This is a genomic window from Aquimarina gracilis (assembly GCF_035285365.1).
GTDB lineage: Bacteria > Bacteroidota > Bacteroidia > Flavobacteriales > Flavobacteriaceae > Aquimarina > Aquimarina gracilis.
In genome coordinates this window covers 432,503-448,874 of record NZ_JAYKLX010000004.1, presented here as the reverse complement: position 1 = coordinate 448,874, position 16,372 = coordinate 432,503, and the positions used below count along the sequence as shown (strand labels likewise).

Sequence of the window (16,372 nt, the reverse complement as noted above, 5' to 3'; positions counted from 1 at the left end):
ATCAAAAAAATATATACCCCCAATTTTTTAGGGGGTAAATATCAAAAAATGATAAAAATTACGTGTTTACCCCACAAAATTTGGATACAAAAAACAAATTCACATATTTTTGAGCTGAATTTAACATTAATTTTAACTTTTATTCTTTATGAAGAAAATAGAAGCAATTATTAGGAGATCAAAATACCGAGCTGTAAAGGAAGCTTTACATGACAAGGGAGTAATGTTTTTCTCTTATTGGGATGTAACCGGTGTCGGACACGAAAAAAAGGGAAGTGTATATAGAGGAATTTCTTATAGTACTACAGATATTCAAAGACGCTATTTATCTATCGTTGTAAACGATGAATTTGAAGAGGTTACTATATCTACCATATTAGAAGCTGCAAAAACAGGAGAAGTAGGAGATGGAAAAATATTTGTTTCTGATATTAAAGAGGCATATAGAATTCGTACTGCCGAAAAAGGAGGTGAAACATTGAATTAATGTTTCATTAATCACACAACAATTACCAACTGAAAACAAAAAATAATTTTAATAGTCATTAAACAATGGAACTTTTAACTACGAACAATGTATGGATGATGGTGTGTACAGCACTTGTATTTTTCATGCACTTAGGGTTTTCTTTTTTAGAGATTGGATTAACTCGACAAAAAAACACAATTAACATATTATTTAAAAACGTATTTATTATCTGTGTAGGCTTATTAATGTACTACATTGGTGGATTTAACCTTATGTACCCAGGATTTGAAGATGGGGATTTTGGATTCTTAAAATTTGCAGGATTCGGTATTGCGGCTCCTGAAAATGGGATGACTCCAGAATACGCAGATGGAGGATATACCTGGTGGACAGACTTCTTGTTCCAGGGAATGTTTGCTGCTACAGCCGCTACTATTGTATCTGGTGCTGTTGCCGAGCGTATTAAACTTGGAGCTTTTATGATCTTTACTCTTGTATATGTAGGTCTGGTTTATCCTATCGTAGGATCATGGCAATGGGGAGGTGGATTCTTATCTACTTTAAGCATTGGTGAAGCCGAAGGATTTTATGATTTTGCAGGTTCTACCCTGGTACACTCTGTTGGTGGATGGGCAGCATTAGTAGCCGTTGCTTTATTAGGATCCAGAATTGGAAAATTCAGTTCTGAAGGAAAACCACAAGCGATTCCTGGTCATAACATCCCACTTGCAGCAGCGGGAGTATTAATTCTTTGGTTAGGATGGTTTGGATTTAACGGTGGATCTGTACTTTCTGCAGACCCTGCAGGTACTTCACTTGTATTGGTAACTACTTGTCTTGCAGCCGCTGCTGGTGGTGTAGGAGCTTTTGTCCTTTCTACAATTCTATATAAAAATTATGATCTTACTATGTTTTTAAACGGAATCTTAGGAGGATTGGTAGGTATTACTGCCGGGGCAGATTTAATGTCTCCAAACGAAGCCGTAATTATTGGTCTTCTTGCCGGTATCATTATCGTTCTTGGAGTTGCCCTTATAGATAAATTAAAACTTGATGATCCTGTAGGTGCTATTGCGGTTCATTTAATTTGCGGTATCTGGGGAACGCTAGCCGTAGGAATCTTTGGTTCTAAGGCAGGTCTTGATCAATTTTTGGTTCAAGGAATAAGCGTATTAATCGTTGGAGGATTCTGCTTACTAACAGCATTTATAATCATCTTTACTCTTAAGAAAACTGTTGGAATCAGAGTTTCAGAAAAAGAAGAGATTGATGGACTGGATGGTCATGAACATGGAATGGATGCTTATCCGGATTTTAGACTTAACCAACACTAGAACTTAAATAGTGTTTAACTATAAAAGCGGGAGATTTGTTTAAATCTCCCGCTTTTTTATTATTTGATTATATGTAATGACAGCGGATATGAAGGTGCTTCGCCGTTACTGGCTTTAATTGCATTAAGTATAGGAAATATAAACATCAATATGGCGATTCCTATTAACCCCAAAGCTCCCAAGCCAAACAATAAGGTTAAAGGGATACAAATTATAGCATAGATAAACATACTTATCTGAAAATTCATTATAGATTTTCCGTGCTCATCCATAGCCATAACCCTTTCTCTTTGTGTTAACCAAAGAATTAGAGGCACTATAAATCCTCCAAAACCTGTGATAAGATCCAATAATTGTGATAAATGTGTAACGACTAATACCGATTTGTCTTCTCTCATGATATGTTCTTTTTTGGTTGATTGATGAAATTGCTAATATTTTTAGCAACTATACTTATATGACGAAAATAATTGCATTTTGTTACAGTATAAATTAAAGTTTCACGCAAAAAAAACATCCCGAAAAACTCGGGATGTTCTATTATAAATTTAATGTCTTTACAATGTTGTTTTAGTTTATAATTAACTTTTGAGTGCTCAAAACATTTCCTTGATGCTCAATTTTCACAAGATAGATTCCTGTTCCTAAAGCAAAATTGCGTGTTGACACTCTATTATCACCCGATGTAAGCTTAATTTGAGCTTTTCTTCGTCCCAAAATAGTGTAAACAACAGCATTTACATCTCCTTTTAAAGCATTACTAATATATATAGAAAAAGAGTCTCTTGCAGGGTTCGGAGCGATTCTAGAACTGAATGCACTAAACTCATCATCTGTACCTAATACAGGAGTAACTGCTTCACGTTCTACTATACTTTCTGCAAGAGCAGACTGTCCGCAGGATCCCTCATAAATCTTAACATTAGAAAATGTAGAGTTATTACCAGAACCGCCGTCATTATCGTTGATAAATACTAATCTATCCATAGATCCTGTATAGAAATTACCAACAGGAATTGTATAGGTTGTTGAACCTCCTGCATAATTATCATAGTTTGTAACTCCGTAATTTTGAGTACCATGTACCTTGAAGTATCTCGATGAAGTTAACGAATCATCATCTTCAAAACCAACACCGTGAATTTCACCCTGACCCGAACTACTAAAAGTAAACTCGATAACAGTATTCGCAGTTACAGTATAATTAAGTGCAATGTATTTCCATGTGTTATTAGTCAATGATAAAGCTTCTCCTCCACTTTCTACAGAGTAGTTTCCTGCTGCATCCTGGTTAGAGAACCCAATAATACTGAAGTCATTAAAGTTGATAGCATCACATGTAGGGCCAGGACCGGTAGATCCATTCTGAATACTTACATCATCTATGGCTATATCACTTTGCCAACCGCTTCCGCCAGAACCAGTCACTACATTGAATCGCAACTGCACGCTAGATTCTCCAGCATATGCAGACAAATCTACATCTGCAGCATTCCAGTTACTACCTTGTTCTCCAGATCTGCTAAAAACGCTTGTCCAGTTACCAGAATTGTTTGTTCTGGCTTCAACATTAAGGCTATTGATAGCACTACCGAGCATATGGTATTGAAAAGACAGGCTGGGTTCGGTTAATCCACTAAAATCTAAACAAGGCGAATTTAGGATCGCTCTTTTATTAGGGTACCCTGTTCCATTACCTGAAGCCTCTACATAAACATATGAACTACCATCTGCGGCACTACCTGGTCCAGTTCCGTTTGATGGCGTTCCTCCTGAATTAACTGTCCAATTTATATCATCCTCAGAGGATTGTTTCCAGGCACCCAAAGATCCTTCAAAGCTTTCGCTATAAGGAAAAGAAGCAACATCTCCTGTACACTCTTCTGGCCCTGGGCCAGGTCCTCCGCCTAATCCCATAGCATCCCAAAATGCTGGAATCGTTGCTCTTTCACCAAAATTAGAACCTCCAGATCCCGAACAACCACCATAAGCATGAACTCCTACAGCATTTCCTGTAGCCGTATCTATGATTGGACTACCAGAATTCCCTCCAGTAGTATCTGTACGATAACGCACAAAAGTATTATCCACCGATGATAAAGGCCCAGTATGTGTTTGTTGTGTTTGATTATCTATTCCTGTGTCGGTACCAAATCCAGTAATGGTAATATTGCTCCCCGGCGAACTTTGCACTACATTAAATGATTTTCCCTGCGCCTGTATAGGTGTTAATCCTGTTTGCGTATTTGCACCAGCTTCAAAAACTGCCCAGTCTGTCTCGGGCCTACCACTAACATATTGAGTTACAAAACTACCAATGGGATACTGATCTTCTGGTCCAGGATGATTAATAGTTCGATCAGGATTTGATTTTGGCACATTAAACTCTACGATTTGTGCTCTACTTCCTCCGCAGTGACCTGCTGTAACCAATTTACCATTGGTAATGATCCATCCTGTACATCCGATAGGCACAATTCTACCAATGGCATCATCTGTAGAGTCTACCCTGTCATCATTTGATCCGCACTGAGATTTTATCGTAGGATCCAACTCCCCTACACCTAATTCTCTAATATGCACTCCAATGGCACTTTCACCTGAAGCTACCGTTAATTTTACAGTTACTTTATCACCATTAAAATAAGCACTGGAATTACTCCATTTTTTAATGGTTTCTGAAGTTAGAGTTTGAGTTGCTCCATCTAGATCAGAAGTAATGGTTAATGTACTGTTTTTACCTAGATTAACATTTTCAAAGAATAGTCTCAACCAGGTAGCTCCTTTTTCCGAAACGGTTTCAGTAACCACTTGCTGGCTGCTTTTTGCCTGGTTACTTGGTGACATGATACTCTTATTATACTTGGTATAATGGCGTTTTAGTTCTTTTGTTTGTGCTTGATTTAGCAAAGGAAACAACAAAAATGCCATACAAATGAGTATGGACAACCTTCGTATCAAGTATTTCCCGTTAAAATTTGTTGAGTTTGTGTTGTGTAAATTCATACGAATAAGAATTAGTTATTATTGGTTAGACATTAAATTTAAACTACATGCTAGTTGTTACAGCCAAAGTCGTAACAATTTGTGTCCCAATCAACCAAAAATTAAGTGGTCAACTTAATCCAATAAATCTCTTATTCTTTTTGTTTTCCTTTGCGGGGTAAAAGGTAATTGTATATAAAGTAATTTTCAACTTCTTGCGATCACAAGATAACAAAAGAAAAACAACTGCTCAAAAAAAGTTTGATGGTGCGTATTTAAAGTGAGTATATTAATCTCTATTTTTGCCACTTAGTTAGAAAGATTATGATTCCACAAGATACTATAGTAGCCTTAGCAACACCATCGGGTGCTGGAGCGATTGCGGTAATTCGTGTGTCTGGAAAAGATGCTATAACCATTTGTTCTCCCCTGTTTCGATCTATCAGTGGAAAAAAACTTGAGAAGCAAAACACCCACACCATCCATTTGGGTCATATTATAGATGGAAACCGTGTTTTGGACGAAGTGTTAGTATCTATTTTTAAAGGAACAAATTCGTACACCGGTGAACCAACGATTGAAATTTCCTGTCATGGTTCTACTTATATTCAACAAGAAATCATTCAACTTTTGCTTCGTAAAGGATGTCGAATGGCAGATGCTGGAGAGTTTACATTGCGTGCTTTCTTAAATGGAAAATTGGATCTTTCTCAAGCTGAAGCAGTGGCCGATTTGATTGCTTCAGACTCTGAAGCATCGCACCAAATTGCAATGCAGCAAATGCGTGGTGGATTTTCTAACGAAATCAAAAAACTGAGAGACGAGCTGCTTAATTTTGCTTCATTAATTGAATTAGAGCTCGATTTTGCCGAAGAAGATGTAGAGTTTGCCGACCGTACACAGTTTAAGGATTTAATTGCCAGAATCACTCAAGTCCTAAAACGCTTGATCGACTCTTTTGCTGTTGGAAATGTGATCAAAAATGGAATCCCGGTTGCTATTGTAGGTGAACCCAATGTTGGTAAATCTACGTTGCTTAACGCATTGCTTAATGAAGAAAGAGCAATAGTATCAGATATAGCAGGAACCACCAGAGATACTATTGAAGATGAAATTACTATCGGGGGAATTGGTTTCAGGTTTATCGATACCGCAGGGATACGAGATACCAAAGATGTAGTCGAAAGTATTGGGATTCAAAAGACCTTTGAAAAAATCGAACAGGCACAAGTTGTAATTTATTTAGTTGATAGTTCATTGTTGACAGTTGATAGTATCGCAGAACTCAAAACCGAAATTGGAAAAATAAAAAACAAATACCCACAAAAACCTTTGATCATTGTTGCGAATAAAATTGATAAATTACAACAAGATCAAATCGATCATCTTATTTCAGAAATAGACCATATCCATTTGCTTTCTGCAAAAAGTGGTCTAGGAGTCGAAGAATTACAAAACAAGCTTTTAGAATTTGTAAATACTGGCGCTTTACGTAATAACGAGACCATTGTAACGAATACACGGCATTATGATGCTTTATTAAAAGCACTAGAAGAAATACAAAAAGTGCAATTTGGCCTGGACACTGGCTTATCGGGTGACTTAATGGCTATCGATATTCGCCAGGCATTATATCACTTTGGTGAAATTACCGGGGAGATATCTAGTGATGATCTTCTGGGGAATATCTTTGCTAATTTCTGCATCGGCAAATAGGCTTTCTTTTGGTACACTTTTGTTTTCCTTTGTTTGATCTTTGATAAAAAAACAACATTTGTTTTTGCTTTTTATGGGTCTTTTCTTTCCTTTATTACTACTAAATTTTAAGCTTTTTTACCTTAATTTCTCATTAATTAAAAAATGGGCTCAGTCACTAATACCGAAGAACACATTATTCTATTTAGATCATTGTTCAATGGTCGTAATGATGTTTTTGCCAAACGATGGGAAAAAGGAAACAAAAATGGATATATGCCTGCTTATTTTTATGACCCATATCGATACAAAGCCCATCAGATGAGAGGTGGAAGTTTTAAGGATTTTAAAGAAAAGAAATATTTGGAGTTAAACGATGAACAAATCCTAAAACATCTTAAAGGTGAACAATTAATCGGTATTTATCCATTACTTAAGGATAACACATCTTGGTTTATTGTTGCTGATTTTGACAAATCTGGTTGGAAAAAAGAGTGCACAGATTTTATTACTATATGCCATAAACAAAATATACCGGTTTATTTAGAGCGATCTCGATCAGGAAACGGAGGTCATATTTGGATTTTTTTTGAAAAACCATATCCCGCTATAAAAAGTAGAACAATTTTTAAATCCTTATTAGAAGAAAGTGGTTCTTTCTCTATTTTTGATAAAACAGCAAGTTTTGACAGATTATTTCCAAATCAAGACTATCTCTCTGGGAAAGGTTTGGGAAATCTAATCGCATTACCATTACATAAAACTAATGTAGAAAAAGGAAATAGTTGCTTCATTAATCCTGATAATTTTGAACCTTATGATGATCAATGGACTTTTTTACGCCAAATACAAAGAATAGAAACTGATCGACTAGATCACCTGTACAGTTCGATTCAACAAGAGGTGATTCCTTTAACATCTTCTGCAAATAATGGTAAATTGATCATTGTTCTTGACAGATCAATAAGAATAAACAGGATAGGTTTGACTCTATTATTAATAAACTTCCTTAAATCAACATATAACCTTCCGAATTCTGAATACTTTGTCAAAAAGAAAATGAATCGAAATACCTGGAATACTGACAAGTATTTTAATCTAATAAAGGAAACTGATACCGAAATTATACTTCCAAGAGGGGCAATAGGAAAACTAATTCGATTTTGCAGACAACAAAAAATAGAATTCGATTTTCAGGATAATCGCAAAAAAGCAGAAATTATCAATTTCGAATTTAATGCTTCTTTGCTTAAACATCAACAAGAAATCATAGCTTCGATTCAGAAAAAAGATTATGGAGTTATTGTGGCTCCTCCTGGTTCCGGCAAAACTATTATTGGTCTAAAAATCATTGCAGATAAACAACAACCTTCACTAATAATTGTTCATAGAAAACAATTGTTGGATCAATGGATCGAACGAATTGAGAATTTTTTAAAAATCCCTAAAACTGAAATTGGAAAAATAGGTAACGGAAAAGTGAAAATTGGTAAAAAGATCACCATTGCTATGATTCAAAGTTTAGCAAAAAGAATAGATGATAATGATATATCAAAAATGTTCAAAACAATAATTATTGATGAGTGTCACCATATTCCTGCAGCTTCATATATAAATACAGTCTCAAAACTCTTCCCCTATTATCAGTATGGTCTTACGGCTACTCCCTTTAGAAAATACAATGATGGAAAGCTTATTTTCGCCTATTTAGGCGATCCTATAATCGAAATCAAACCAAAAGATATCGAAACTTTCAAAAGAGCACAAGTTGTTATTAGAAATACCAGTTTAGATGTTCCTTTCAATTCAAAGACAGATGTTTTTGAAACTTTATCCAAAATATTAATCCATGATTCTATTAGAAATAAACTTATTCTAACTGATATCTGTAGAGAAACAGATAATGGAAAAAAAGTAGTAGTAATTACAGAAAGGAAGGAGCATATTATTACTTTATATCAATTTCTGAAACAAACTTATGAAGTAATCACCTTAAGTGGTGAAGATTCGGAAAGTGATAGAAATTTAAAATGGAAATCCTTAAAAGAAGGTAATTATCAGATTTTGATCACTACTGGTCAATTTTTTGGAGAAGGTACGGATCTTCAAAATGCAACTTGCCTGTTTTTGGTATATCCTTTTTCATTTAAAGGTAAGCTAATTCAATATGTAGGAAGAGTTCAACGATCAGAAATAACTCCTATTATTTATGATTATCGAGATCATAAAATTGAATATCTAGACAGATTATTTCTAAAAAGAAACACCTTTTATAGAAACCTTTATAAACAAGCTACATTATTTGATGACACTTCGGAATCCACAAAAGTATCTCAAAAAGGTTCAATCATAAATAAACAGATAAAGGTACCTATAGACCAACTTGATTTCAGATATGGAGCCATTGCTTTTAAATATAAAGACATCTCCTTTTCTGATGAATTTGAGTTTGAAATTGAGAATGATTATATAAGACCAGAATTTGATGTTTTGAAACCTTATTTTTCAAAAATATTAGGTAGTAAAAAAGTAGAAATCCATATCCATGTCGAAATTGAAAATAATGCTTTAATCTCTCAATTAGCCACTTCCAATGATTTAGAAAATATTAATAGAGAGATTATTGAAACTGTCCGATTTACATTCGTAGAAAAAACTCTTTTTGGAAATAAATCCTTTGAAAATCCAGATTTAACAGCAGAGGAAAATCAAGAAAGTAATGATAGTCTATATCAATCAACAGAAGAATTGTTAGAAGACATTCTTAAAAACAAAAATGTAAAGCACTATCGACAATTACAATATTTAGCAGCTAATCATATGAATACGATCTTAAAACTCAGATATGTTTTAAATCCATTTTCGTTTGTCTTTTTACTATCGGGAGAAAATCAATTTCATCTTATTTTGGAAACTTTGGATACAGAAGAAGCTACCTATGTATGGCATATTGAAAAAGATACCGCTACTCTAAAAAATAACCTTGAAAAGGTTAACAAAGAACTAAATATCATCAAAAATGAGGGAAGACAAATTTATCTTGAAAGCCAACCGGTTAATTTTAGTCGAATAATTCATGATTATTCAAAAGATAAGAAAGGTTTTATTCTTTGGAGAGATCAATTAGAAGAAAAACTGTTTTAATAATCCCTTATCTTGAACCCTAAAAAATATTAATTACCTTTGTACTATGGCAAAAACAAAAAGCATATCAAGTTTTTTCCCAAAACATTTATTCTGGGATATGGATATGGATAGACTTGACTTTCAAAGAGACAAGGATATTATTATCCCTAGAGCTTTATTTGCCACAACCGAACAAACCTTTCTTAAAGACATTACTACACTGGAAAAACTCTATAATAAAGAGCAGATACTTTTTCACCTTCAACATACTAAAGAAAGGATTAGTAATATGGTTTGTGATTTAATTACCAGAAGATATAACGCTAAACCATTCAAGCGTTTTAGTCTATGAATGCTGTTTCTGCTGAAATTCTAGAATCTATTTGCGAATTACAGAACCTTAATAGCCTCAACAATTTCTTATTAGGTGGAGGAACAAATATCGCTCTTAGGTATAATCATAGAAAGTCTATTGATATAGATTTATTCTGTCCGGATATCATTGGTAAAAAAGGGTTTTACGCCATAGAACAAGAACTAAGTCAATTTTATGGTGAACGAATAACCGGACTTAGTTATCCATGTAATATTGATGATCAATTTTGCTTTATGCGATTTTTTCTACAAAAGAATGATGAAATGATTAAGGTAGAATTACTTCAAAATTTTAAAAACCTAGAAACATCAGAACAATTAGACAATATTAGATTATTATCAATAAATGATATTGGTTTATATAAACTTAGTAGTGCTGCAAATAGAGCTTCAAAAAAAGATATTTATGATCTGGATTTCATTACAAATACTACTAACCTGATTAAACTATATAAGTTGCTAAAAAGCAAGATAGAGAAATTCAATTTACCCGAACATCGTACCATATTTGATTTGGATAATGAAGTAAGCCCAATAGATAAACCCGAACTATTATTGTCCTTTGATGATTCAAGATCAAACAATAGATCTCGACCTTTTCATTTGCAAGATAGGATTGATATTATTCCAAATTCTAAATCCTGGCAAGCGGCAAGGATTAGTTGGCGTTCTAAAGTAAGACAACTTTTTAATCATTTAGACATAAAATTCCCTGGAGCAGAAATAAAATGAATTCAGATAAACTAACACTACTCAAAAAAGTAATTGAACATAAACTATCTAGTTTTGATTTTGATGGAGAAATTGAAGATCATCAAAGTCGTTTAGACAAAGTACTGCAGACTCCAGCTGATGAATATTCACTTTCAGGAAATATAGAATTTGGGATTAGAAATATTCTAGATGTGGCTACCGGATTAAGCCACCCTATTGGTTATTTGGTTTCGCAAAAAGTTGCCTATAGACAAATTCTGGATTTATTAGAAAAGGAAGAAAACGAATTACAAGAAATACTTTCTCCAAAACCCGAGAGTGATAATGGCAAAAAAGAAAGTATTATTGATAAAATATTTTCTGAAGTGGAAAAAAGCACCTCTCCAAAAAAACACTTCTTTGATTGTGAACTTACAGATGAAGATTGGGGTGTTGAAGGTTGTATTTGCCCTGGAGCATATATTTACAGAAAATACTTATCTGTTGGACTAAGTAGGAAAGATGCCAAATTAGTATCAAACTATTGCGAGTTTGGAGATGTTATGGAAGAACAAGACAGAATCAAAGCAAAAGAATTATATGAAAAGCATAAGTTTCTAAATATAAATCCACTAAAATAGTAAACAACATCCCACCAAAAGCAAACAAAAGCTCCCACCTTGAGTACACCTCCTACTCTGCCACCCCTTTATTTACAAGGGCTTATTACATATTGTATCGGGAAGTAAATGCATTTTCCTTTGGTACACTTTTGTTTTCCTTTGTTTGACATTTTGCAAAAAAACAACATTTGTTTTTGCTTTTTATGGGTCTTTTCTTTCCTTTATTATTACTAAATTTCAACAAATTTCAAGCTTTTTTATCTTTATTGGTCTCAAATTAGGATGAAAACCCTGCAATTTCATTGCAGCACTTTAGTAATGCGAAAAAATCTATATTTTAGGTGTGATGGATTCGTATTTAAGAAAAGGTTCTCATACCACAAGTCGTTTGACATGTCATATAGTTTGGTGTAGCAAGTATCGTTATAAGGTTTTGAAGGGTGATATTCAGGTTCGTTGTAGGGAGTTGTTGATCCAAATTTGCGAAGCTGAGGATATTGAGATTTTGAAAGGAGTTGTGAGCTCTGACCATGTGCATATGCACATAGAATATGCTCCTACGTTGAGTGTAAGTTATATCGTAAAGCAATTGAAAGGAAGGACATCTAGGAAGTTGCAACAAGAGTTTACACAATTGAGTTATCGCTATTGGGGCAAGCATTTTTGGGCAAGTGGTTATGGAGTATGGAGTACGGGTAATATTACTGACAAGATGGTCAATGAATATTTGGAGCACCATAGAAAAGATGATAGTGATAATTCCAATTTCATATTGGAATGAGGCATAGGGACTTTAGTCCCTAGTAAAACCAACCCTCTGCACTTTCAGTGCAGAGTGGTTTAGTTATGATTATTCTAATGACAAGAAAGGGTTTGTTCGTTGGAGAGATCAATAATTGACATAGATCATCTTTGTTTCGTGGCCCAGTTCTGGTTCGTTATAGTCTATGATACATACATAGGAACCCACGGGCACCCGACTGCCTTTATGGGTGCCATCCCAGGCATCACCGGGTCCGCCATAATGGGCGCTGAACAGCAAGCGTTGGCTCAGGTTGTATATCTTGACTACGTTATTCTTATATTGTTCAAGGCCCTCTATCACCAGATTATCTGCTATGCCATCACCGTTGGGAGAAAACCCGCTATTGAAATCCGCAAGTGTCGAACCCGAATCAGACCCACAATTGCCGAACACGGTCACCATGGCAGTTGCCGTTGCGGTTTGGTCGCCTTGCGCAGCGGTAAGAGTGACCGTTACCGGGGTACCCACATCGTCACAATCAAAACTATCTATATCCAGGCTTAAATTCGGGGAACCGCCACAGCCATAAGAACCATTGTTGATATCTTCTGGAGATATGGTTGCCCCCCCGTTGGCATCCAACTGTACCATAATATTCCGGGCAATGACCACAAAATCGTTCGAATCCGTTTCCACAGCGACCCTTGCACTTGCTGGTAGATTGGTGGAATCGGGCATATTCACTGCATTCACGGGGAGATCAATGGTAATGGTACCATCACAGGATGTTGGGGTTGGGGTGATCTCTACGGTATATATGGAACCACTACCCATAAAATGGTTTGCAGTGGCATTGCCAAAATCAATGTCATCTACCGTAAAACCTGTCACATCCTGATCAAACCGAAAGGTGACCGTAAAGGCTGATAAATCAGCTGTTTCTGTAGGTGCGTCTATCGAAACGCCGATCTCTTCTTTAATGGACCTGAACCCTGTCCACCCGACATCTTCATAGTTGGCCCTAATTCTTCCGGGAGGGGTAGCCGAGGGAACCATCAAATCTATTTGGCCACGGTCTGCGTTTGTAAAGGTGCTTGCTTCGATCGATGGAGGGACGAAGGCCCTGGACACCACTGTGGTAAGGCCTGGGTTGTTGGTAAAAGCATTGGCGCCGATACCAGTAACGTTTTCGGGAATGGTTACGCTGGTCAATTGGTTGTCTTGAAAAGCACCATCCCCAATGCTGGTCACACCGTTCGGGATGTTGACCTGGGTCAAACTGTTGCCTGCAAAAGCCCGATGACCAATGGTCTCAATACTTTCAGGCATGTCTACATTGCTCAAGACGTTCTCGGAAAAAGCACCTTCCCCGATACGGGTTACGTTGTTGGGTATGGTAATACTGCTCAAGGCGTTGTTTGAAAAAGCATAAGCCTCGATGCTTTCCACACCATCGGGTAGGGTTACATTAGTCAATTGGTTGCCCGAAAAAGCGGATTCTCCGATACCGGTAACGCTTTCCGGTAGGGTCGCACTGGTCAATTGGTTGTTCTGAAAAGCACTTTCTTCGATACTTTCCACACCATCCGGTATGGTAAGAGCGCCGATTATATTTCGGTCAGCAAAAGCATGCTCGCCAATTTTGGTAACTTTAAACGCATGCCCCACATGTGCTACGGGGTCAAATATTTCCAAAAGTCTACGATCGTCATCTTCATTATTGATGACCGTAACTGTGTTAGTAGGGCCGAATGCGGTTACTTCATATTTGATAACGGCGGTGTTGGCATCACGCTCGACCGTAAAGGTATCACCTACATTTACTTTGGCTTTGATAGATCTAAACGTAAAATCGTTCCAGGCCGGTACATAATTATCGAATGCGCCATTGGGAACGATCACATCTATTTGGTCACGGTCTGCAAAGGTGCTTTCTTCGATTGATGGGGGATCTGTTCCCTCCAATTCTACTGTAGCAAGGCCTGGGTTGCCAGCAAAAGCATTGGCGCCGATACTGGCAAGGCTGTCGGGAATGATCACACGGGTCAATTGGTTGTCCTGAAAAGCACCGGCCTCAATATCGGTAATCGTATATTCAACTAGTCTTTCCTCAGAAATTGCAAAGGGTCCTTTCTCGAGTCTTTCTACCTTCATTGGTATGGTAAGGTCTCCTGTATTTTCATTGTCTATTATGGTGACCGTGTTGGGGTTGAATTCTGTTATTTTATAGGTGATACCTGCCTTTTCAAAGGTTTCTCCGATGTCACCTTCTTCCTTGATGGATTTAAAACCATGGTCCCCCCAACCTCTACTGGTTAAGTATTCGTGTTTGTTTCTACCGGGAGGGTCACTTCTGGGAACGATCACATCTATTAGGGGACGACGATCTTCAGTGGAAATGAAATCCTCACCAAATATTATAAAATCAAAGGCTTCACTACTGAGATCTATAGGACCAGGGTTCTTCATCACAAGCGTAACAAGCTCCAGGTTGTTGGAAAAAGAACCTTTAGCAATAAATTCCACATTTGCGGGAATGGTAACCTCGGTCAATAGGTTATCCTGAAAAATACCGATATCAAGCTTGGTAAAGTCGGGGTTATCAGGGATGGTCACACTGGTCAATTTGTTCCTCGAAAAAGCACCACCCCGGATCTCGGTCACACTGTTGGGAATTTCGAGATGTCCTGTTAATCCGCTGTTCCTGAAAGCACTTGCTCCAATGGTGGTCACACTATTCGGTATGACGACCTCAGTGAATTGGTTGTTATCAAAAGCAAACTTCCCAATACTGGTAACGGTTTCGGGAATCTCTACACTAGTTAATTGGTTGTTCTCAAAAGCAAAATCCCCAATAGCGGTAACAGTATAGGGAACCCCATGAAACACCTTCTCGGGTATGATCACATCGAGTGGGCCGTTGGCGACTCTTCCGGTCACCCTCACCGTTCTATCCAAATCCGAAATTACTTGATAATGCATACTTCTTTTTTTCACGAGGGGAACATCCGAATAGGTAAAGGAGCCTTCAAAGTGCAGTTCTTCTATAATGTTTAAGTCTTTCCAATGGTCTTCGGTTAGATATGCACCCCTGGCACCCCTGGGAACGATCACGGTGAATGAGCCGTTTTCTTCGCATCTATCTTTAAAGACACGATTACAATCACCGTTGGAAATATCAAGAACAGGGGGATCAGAACTGCTTAGCCCTACTATAACCATATAATTCTTACTCATAAAAGCGGTTTGCCCAATTTTGGTCACATTACTTGGTATGTGCACACGACTAAGTTTGTTGGCATTAAAAGCACTTCTCTGTATTTCGGTAACGCTTTCGGGAATGGTAACCTCGTTCAAGCTATTGTTAACAAAAACACCCATCTCAAGAACCTGTAATTTGTCCGGTAGGGTCACACTTTTTAAGCGGTTGCCTGCAAAAGCCCTCTGCCCAATACGGGTTACACTGTTCGGTATGGTCACACTGGTCAAACCGGCATCGACATCTCTTGAATTAAAAGCGTCATTCTCAATACTGGTCACGCTGTTGGGAATTTCAAGATGTCCTTGTAGTTGACTGCGATTAAAAGCACTATTCCCAATACTGGTCACACTGTTCGGTATGGTCACACTGGTCAAGGCTTTGTTATTAAAAGGAGGTAAAGGATTAAAAGCATTATCCCCAATACGGGTAACGGTATAGTCAGTGGTCCCAATAGTTACGGTTTCGGGGATGTTTACGTCGGTGGCGGTCCCCTGATAACCTATGACCTCTGCCGTGTTGGGATTAGTATTAGTTACATTATATTCGAGACCCTCGGTCACGTCGCTTACTTCTCCCGTGATAGATTTGAAACCTGTCCATCCAAAAGCAACATTTTCATAAATTGATATGCTAACATCGGGAACTATCAGGGCTATATCGCTTCTGTCACCAAATGCACTTGGATCAAGACGTGGAGGATTAGTGCTCTTTGACACCACTCTTTTAAGATCTGGGTTGTCGGTAAAAGCATTGGCAGTAATTTGGATCACACTACTCGGTATGGTCACATTGGTTAAGCCGTTGTCCCCAAAAGCACCAGCCCCGATAACGGTAACCGTAAAGTCATTACCACTATAGGTGACGTTCTCGGGGATAGTAAAGTCTTCCCTATTTTCATTGCTCGTCTCAGTTATCGTCACCATGTTGGGATTACCTAGTGACGTTACTTCGTATGTGATACCATCAACTGTAAATATGTCACCTACATTCTGCCCATAGCCGGTAAGGCCCGTTAACACCATAAAAACGGTGTATATTGTTAATTGAAATTGCTTTTTCATGTCT

General features: G+C 37.1%; 11 protein-coding genes. 8 read left to right on the top strand and 3 right to left on the bottom strand.

What is annotated here, in order from left to right; all coding sequences use genetic code 11:
- The first annotated feature begins 148 nt into the window (after window positions 1-148).
- Together U6A24_RS10355 and U6A24_RS10350 are read left to right on the top strand one after the other, a co-directional pair.
- Window positions 149-487, top strand: coding sequence for a P-II family nitrogen regulator (locus tag U6A24_RS10355; RefSeq protein WP_324179895.1), 339 nt, complete (start codon window positions 149-151; stop codon window positions 485-487).
- A 65-nt stretch (window positions 488-552) separates the two neighbouring features.
- Window positions 553-1,803, top strand: a complete 1,251-nt coding sequence (locus U6A24_RS10350) for an ammonium transporter (RefSeq protein WP_324179894.1) — start codon at window positions 553-555, stop codon at window positions 1,801-1,803.
- A 59-nt stretch (window positions 1,804-1,862) separates the two neighbouring features.
- Here U6A24_RS10350 and U6A24_RS10345 read toward each other — a convergent pair whose 3' ends face one another.
- Together U6A24_RS10345 and U6A24_RS10340 are read right to left on the bottom strand one after the other, a co-directional pair.
- On the bottom strand, window positions 1,863-2,201 hold the full coding sequence (locus tag U6A24_RS10345) for a DUF4870 domain-containing protein (protein ID WP_324179893.1): 339 nt from the start codon (window positions 2,199-2,201) through the stop codon (window positions 1,863-1,865).
- A gap of 172 nt (window positions 2,202-2,373) precedes the next feature.
- A complete protein-coding gene (locus U6A24_RS10340) occupies window positions 2,374-4,734 on the bottom strand; it encodes a trypsin-like peptidase domain-containing protein (RefSeq protein ID WP_324179892.1) in 2,361 nt (786 codons plus the stop codon).
- Between the two features lie 378 nt (window positions 4,735-5,112).
- On the opposite strand from U6A24_RS10340, the gene mnmE reads away from it, so the two are divergent.
- From mnmE to tnpA, 6 genes are all read left to right on the top strand, one after another.
- Window positions 5,113-6,504, top strand: coding sequence for a tRNA uridine-5-carboxymethylaminomethyl(34) synthesis GTPase MnmE (gene mnmE, locus U6A24_RS10335; protein WP_324179891.1), 1,392 nt, complete (start codon window positions 5,113-5,115; stop codon window positions 6,502-6,504).
- Between the two features lie 144 nt (window positions 6,505-6,648).
- Window positions 6,649-9,627: a TOTE conflict system archaeo-eukaryotic primase domain-containing protein gene (locus tag U6A24_RS10330; RefSeq protein WP_324179890.1), complete on the top strand. Its 2,979-nt coding sequence runs from the start codon at window positions 6,649-6,651 to the stop codon at window positions 9,625-9,627.
- Window positions 9,628-9,673: 46 nt separating this feature from the next.
- Entirely contained in the window at window positions 9,674-9,961 is a 288-nt protein-coding gene (locus U6A24_RS10325; RefSeq protein ID WP_324179889.1) for a DUF6922 domain-containing protein, read from the top strand.
- Window positions 9,958-10,716 (top strand): nucleotidyl transferase AbiEii/AbiGii toxin family protein, encoded by a 759-nt coding sequence (locus tag U6A24_RS10320; protein ID WP_324179888.1) that lies wholly within the window; start codon window positions 9,958-9,960, stop codon window positions 10,714-10,716. The genes U6A24_RS10325 and U6A24_RS10320 overlap by 4 nt, the downstream gene beginning before the upstream one ends.
- The gene (locus U6A24_RS10315; RefSeq protein WP_324179887.1) at window positions 10,713-11,318 is read left to right on the top strand and encodes a hypothetical protein; all 606 of its coding nucleotides are present in this window, start codon (window positions 10,713-10,715) and stop codon (window positions 11,316-11,318) included. The genes U6A24_RS10320 and U6A24_RS10315 overlap by 4 nt, the downstream gene beginning before the upstream one ends.
- 328 nt (window positions 11,319-11,646) lie before the next feature.
- Window positions 11,647-12,081 (top strand): IS200/IS605 family transposase, encoded by a 435-nt coding sequence (gene tnpA, locus U6A24_RS10310; RefSeq protein ID WP_324179886.1) that lies wholly within the window; start codon window positions 11,647-11,649, stop codon window positions 12,079-12,081.
- A 108-nt stretch (window positions 12,082-12,189) separates the two neighbouring features.
- Here the strand turns inward: tnpA and U6A24_RS10305 are convergent, their stop codons facing one another.
- Window positions 12,190-16,368, bottom strand: coding sequence for a leucine-rich repeat protein (locus U6A24_RS10305; RefSeq protein WP_324179885.1), 4,179 nt, complete (start codon window positions 16,366-16,368; stop codon window positions 12,190-12,192).
- Window positions 16,369-16,372: the final 4 nt, after the last annotated feature.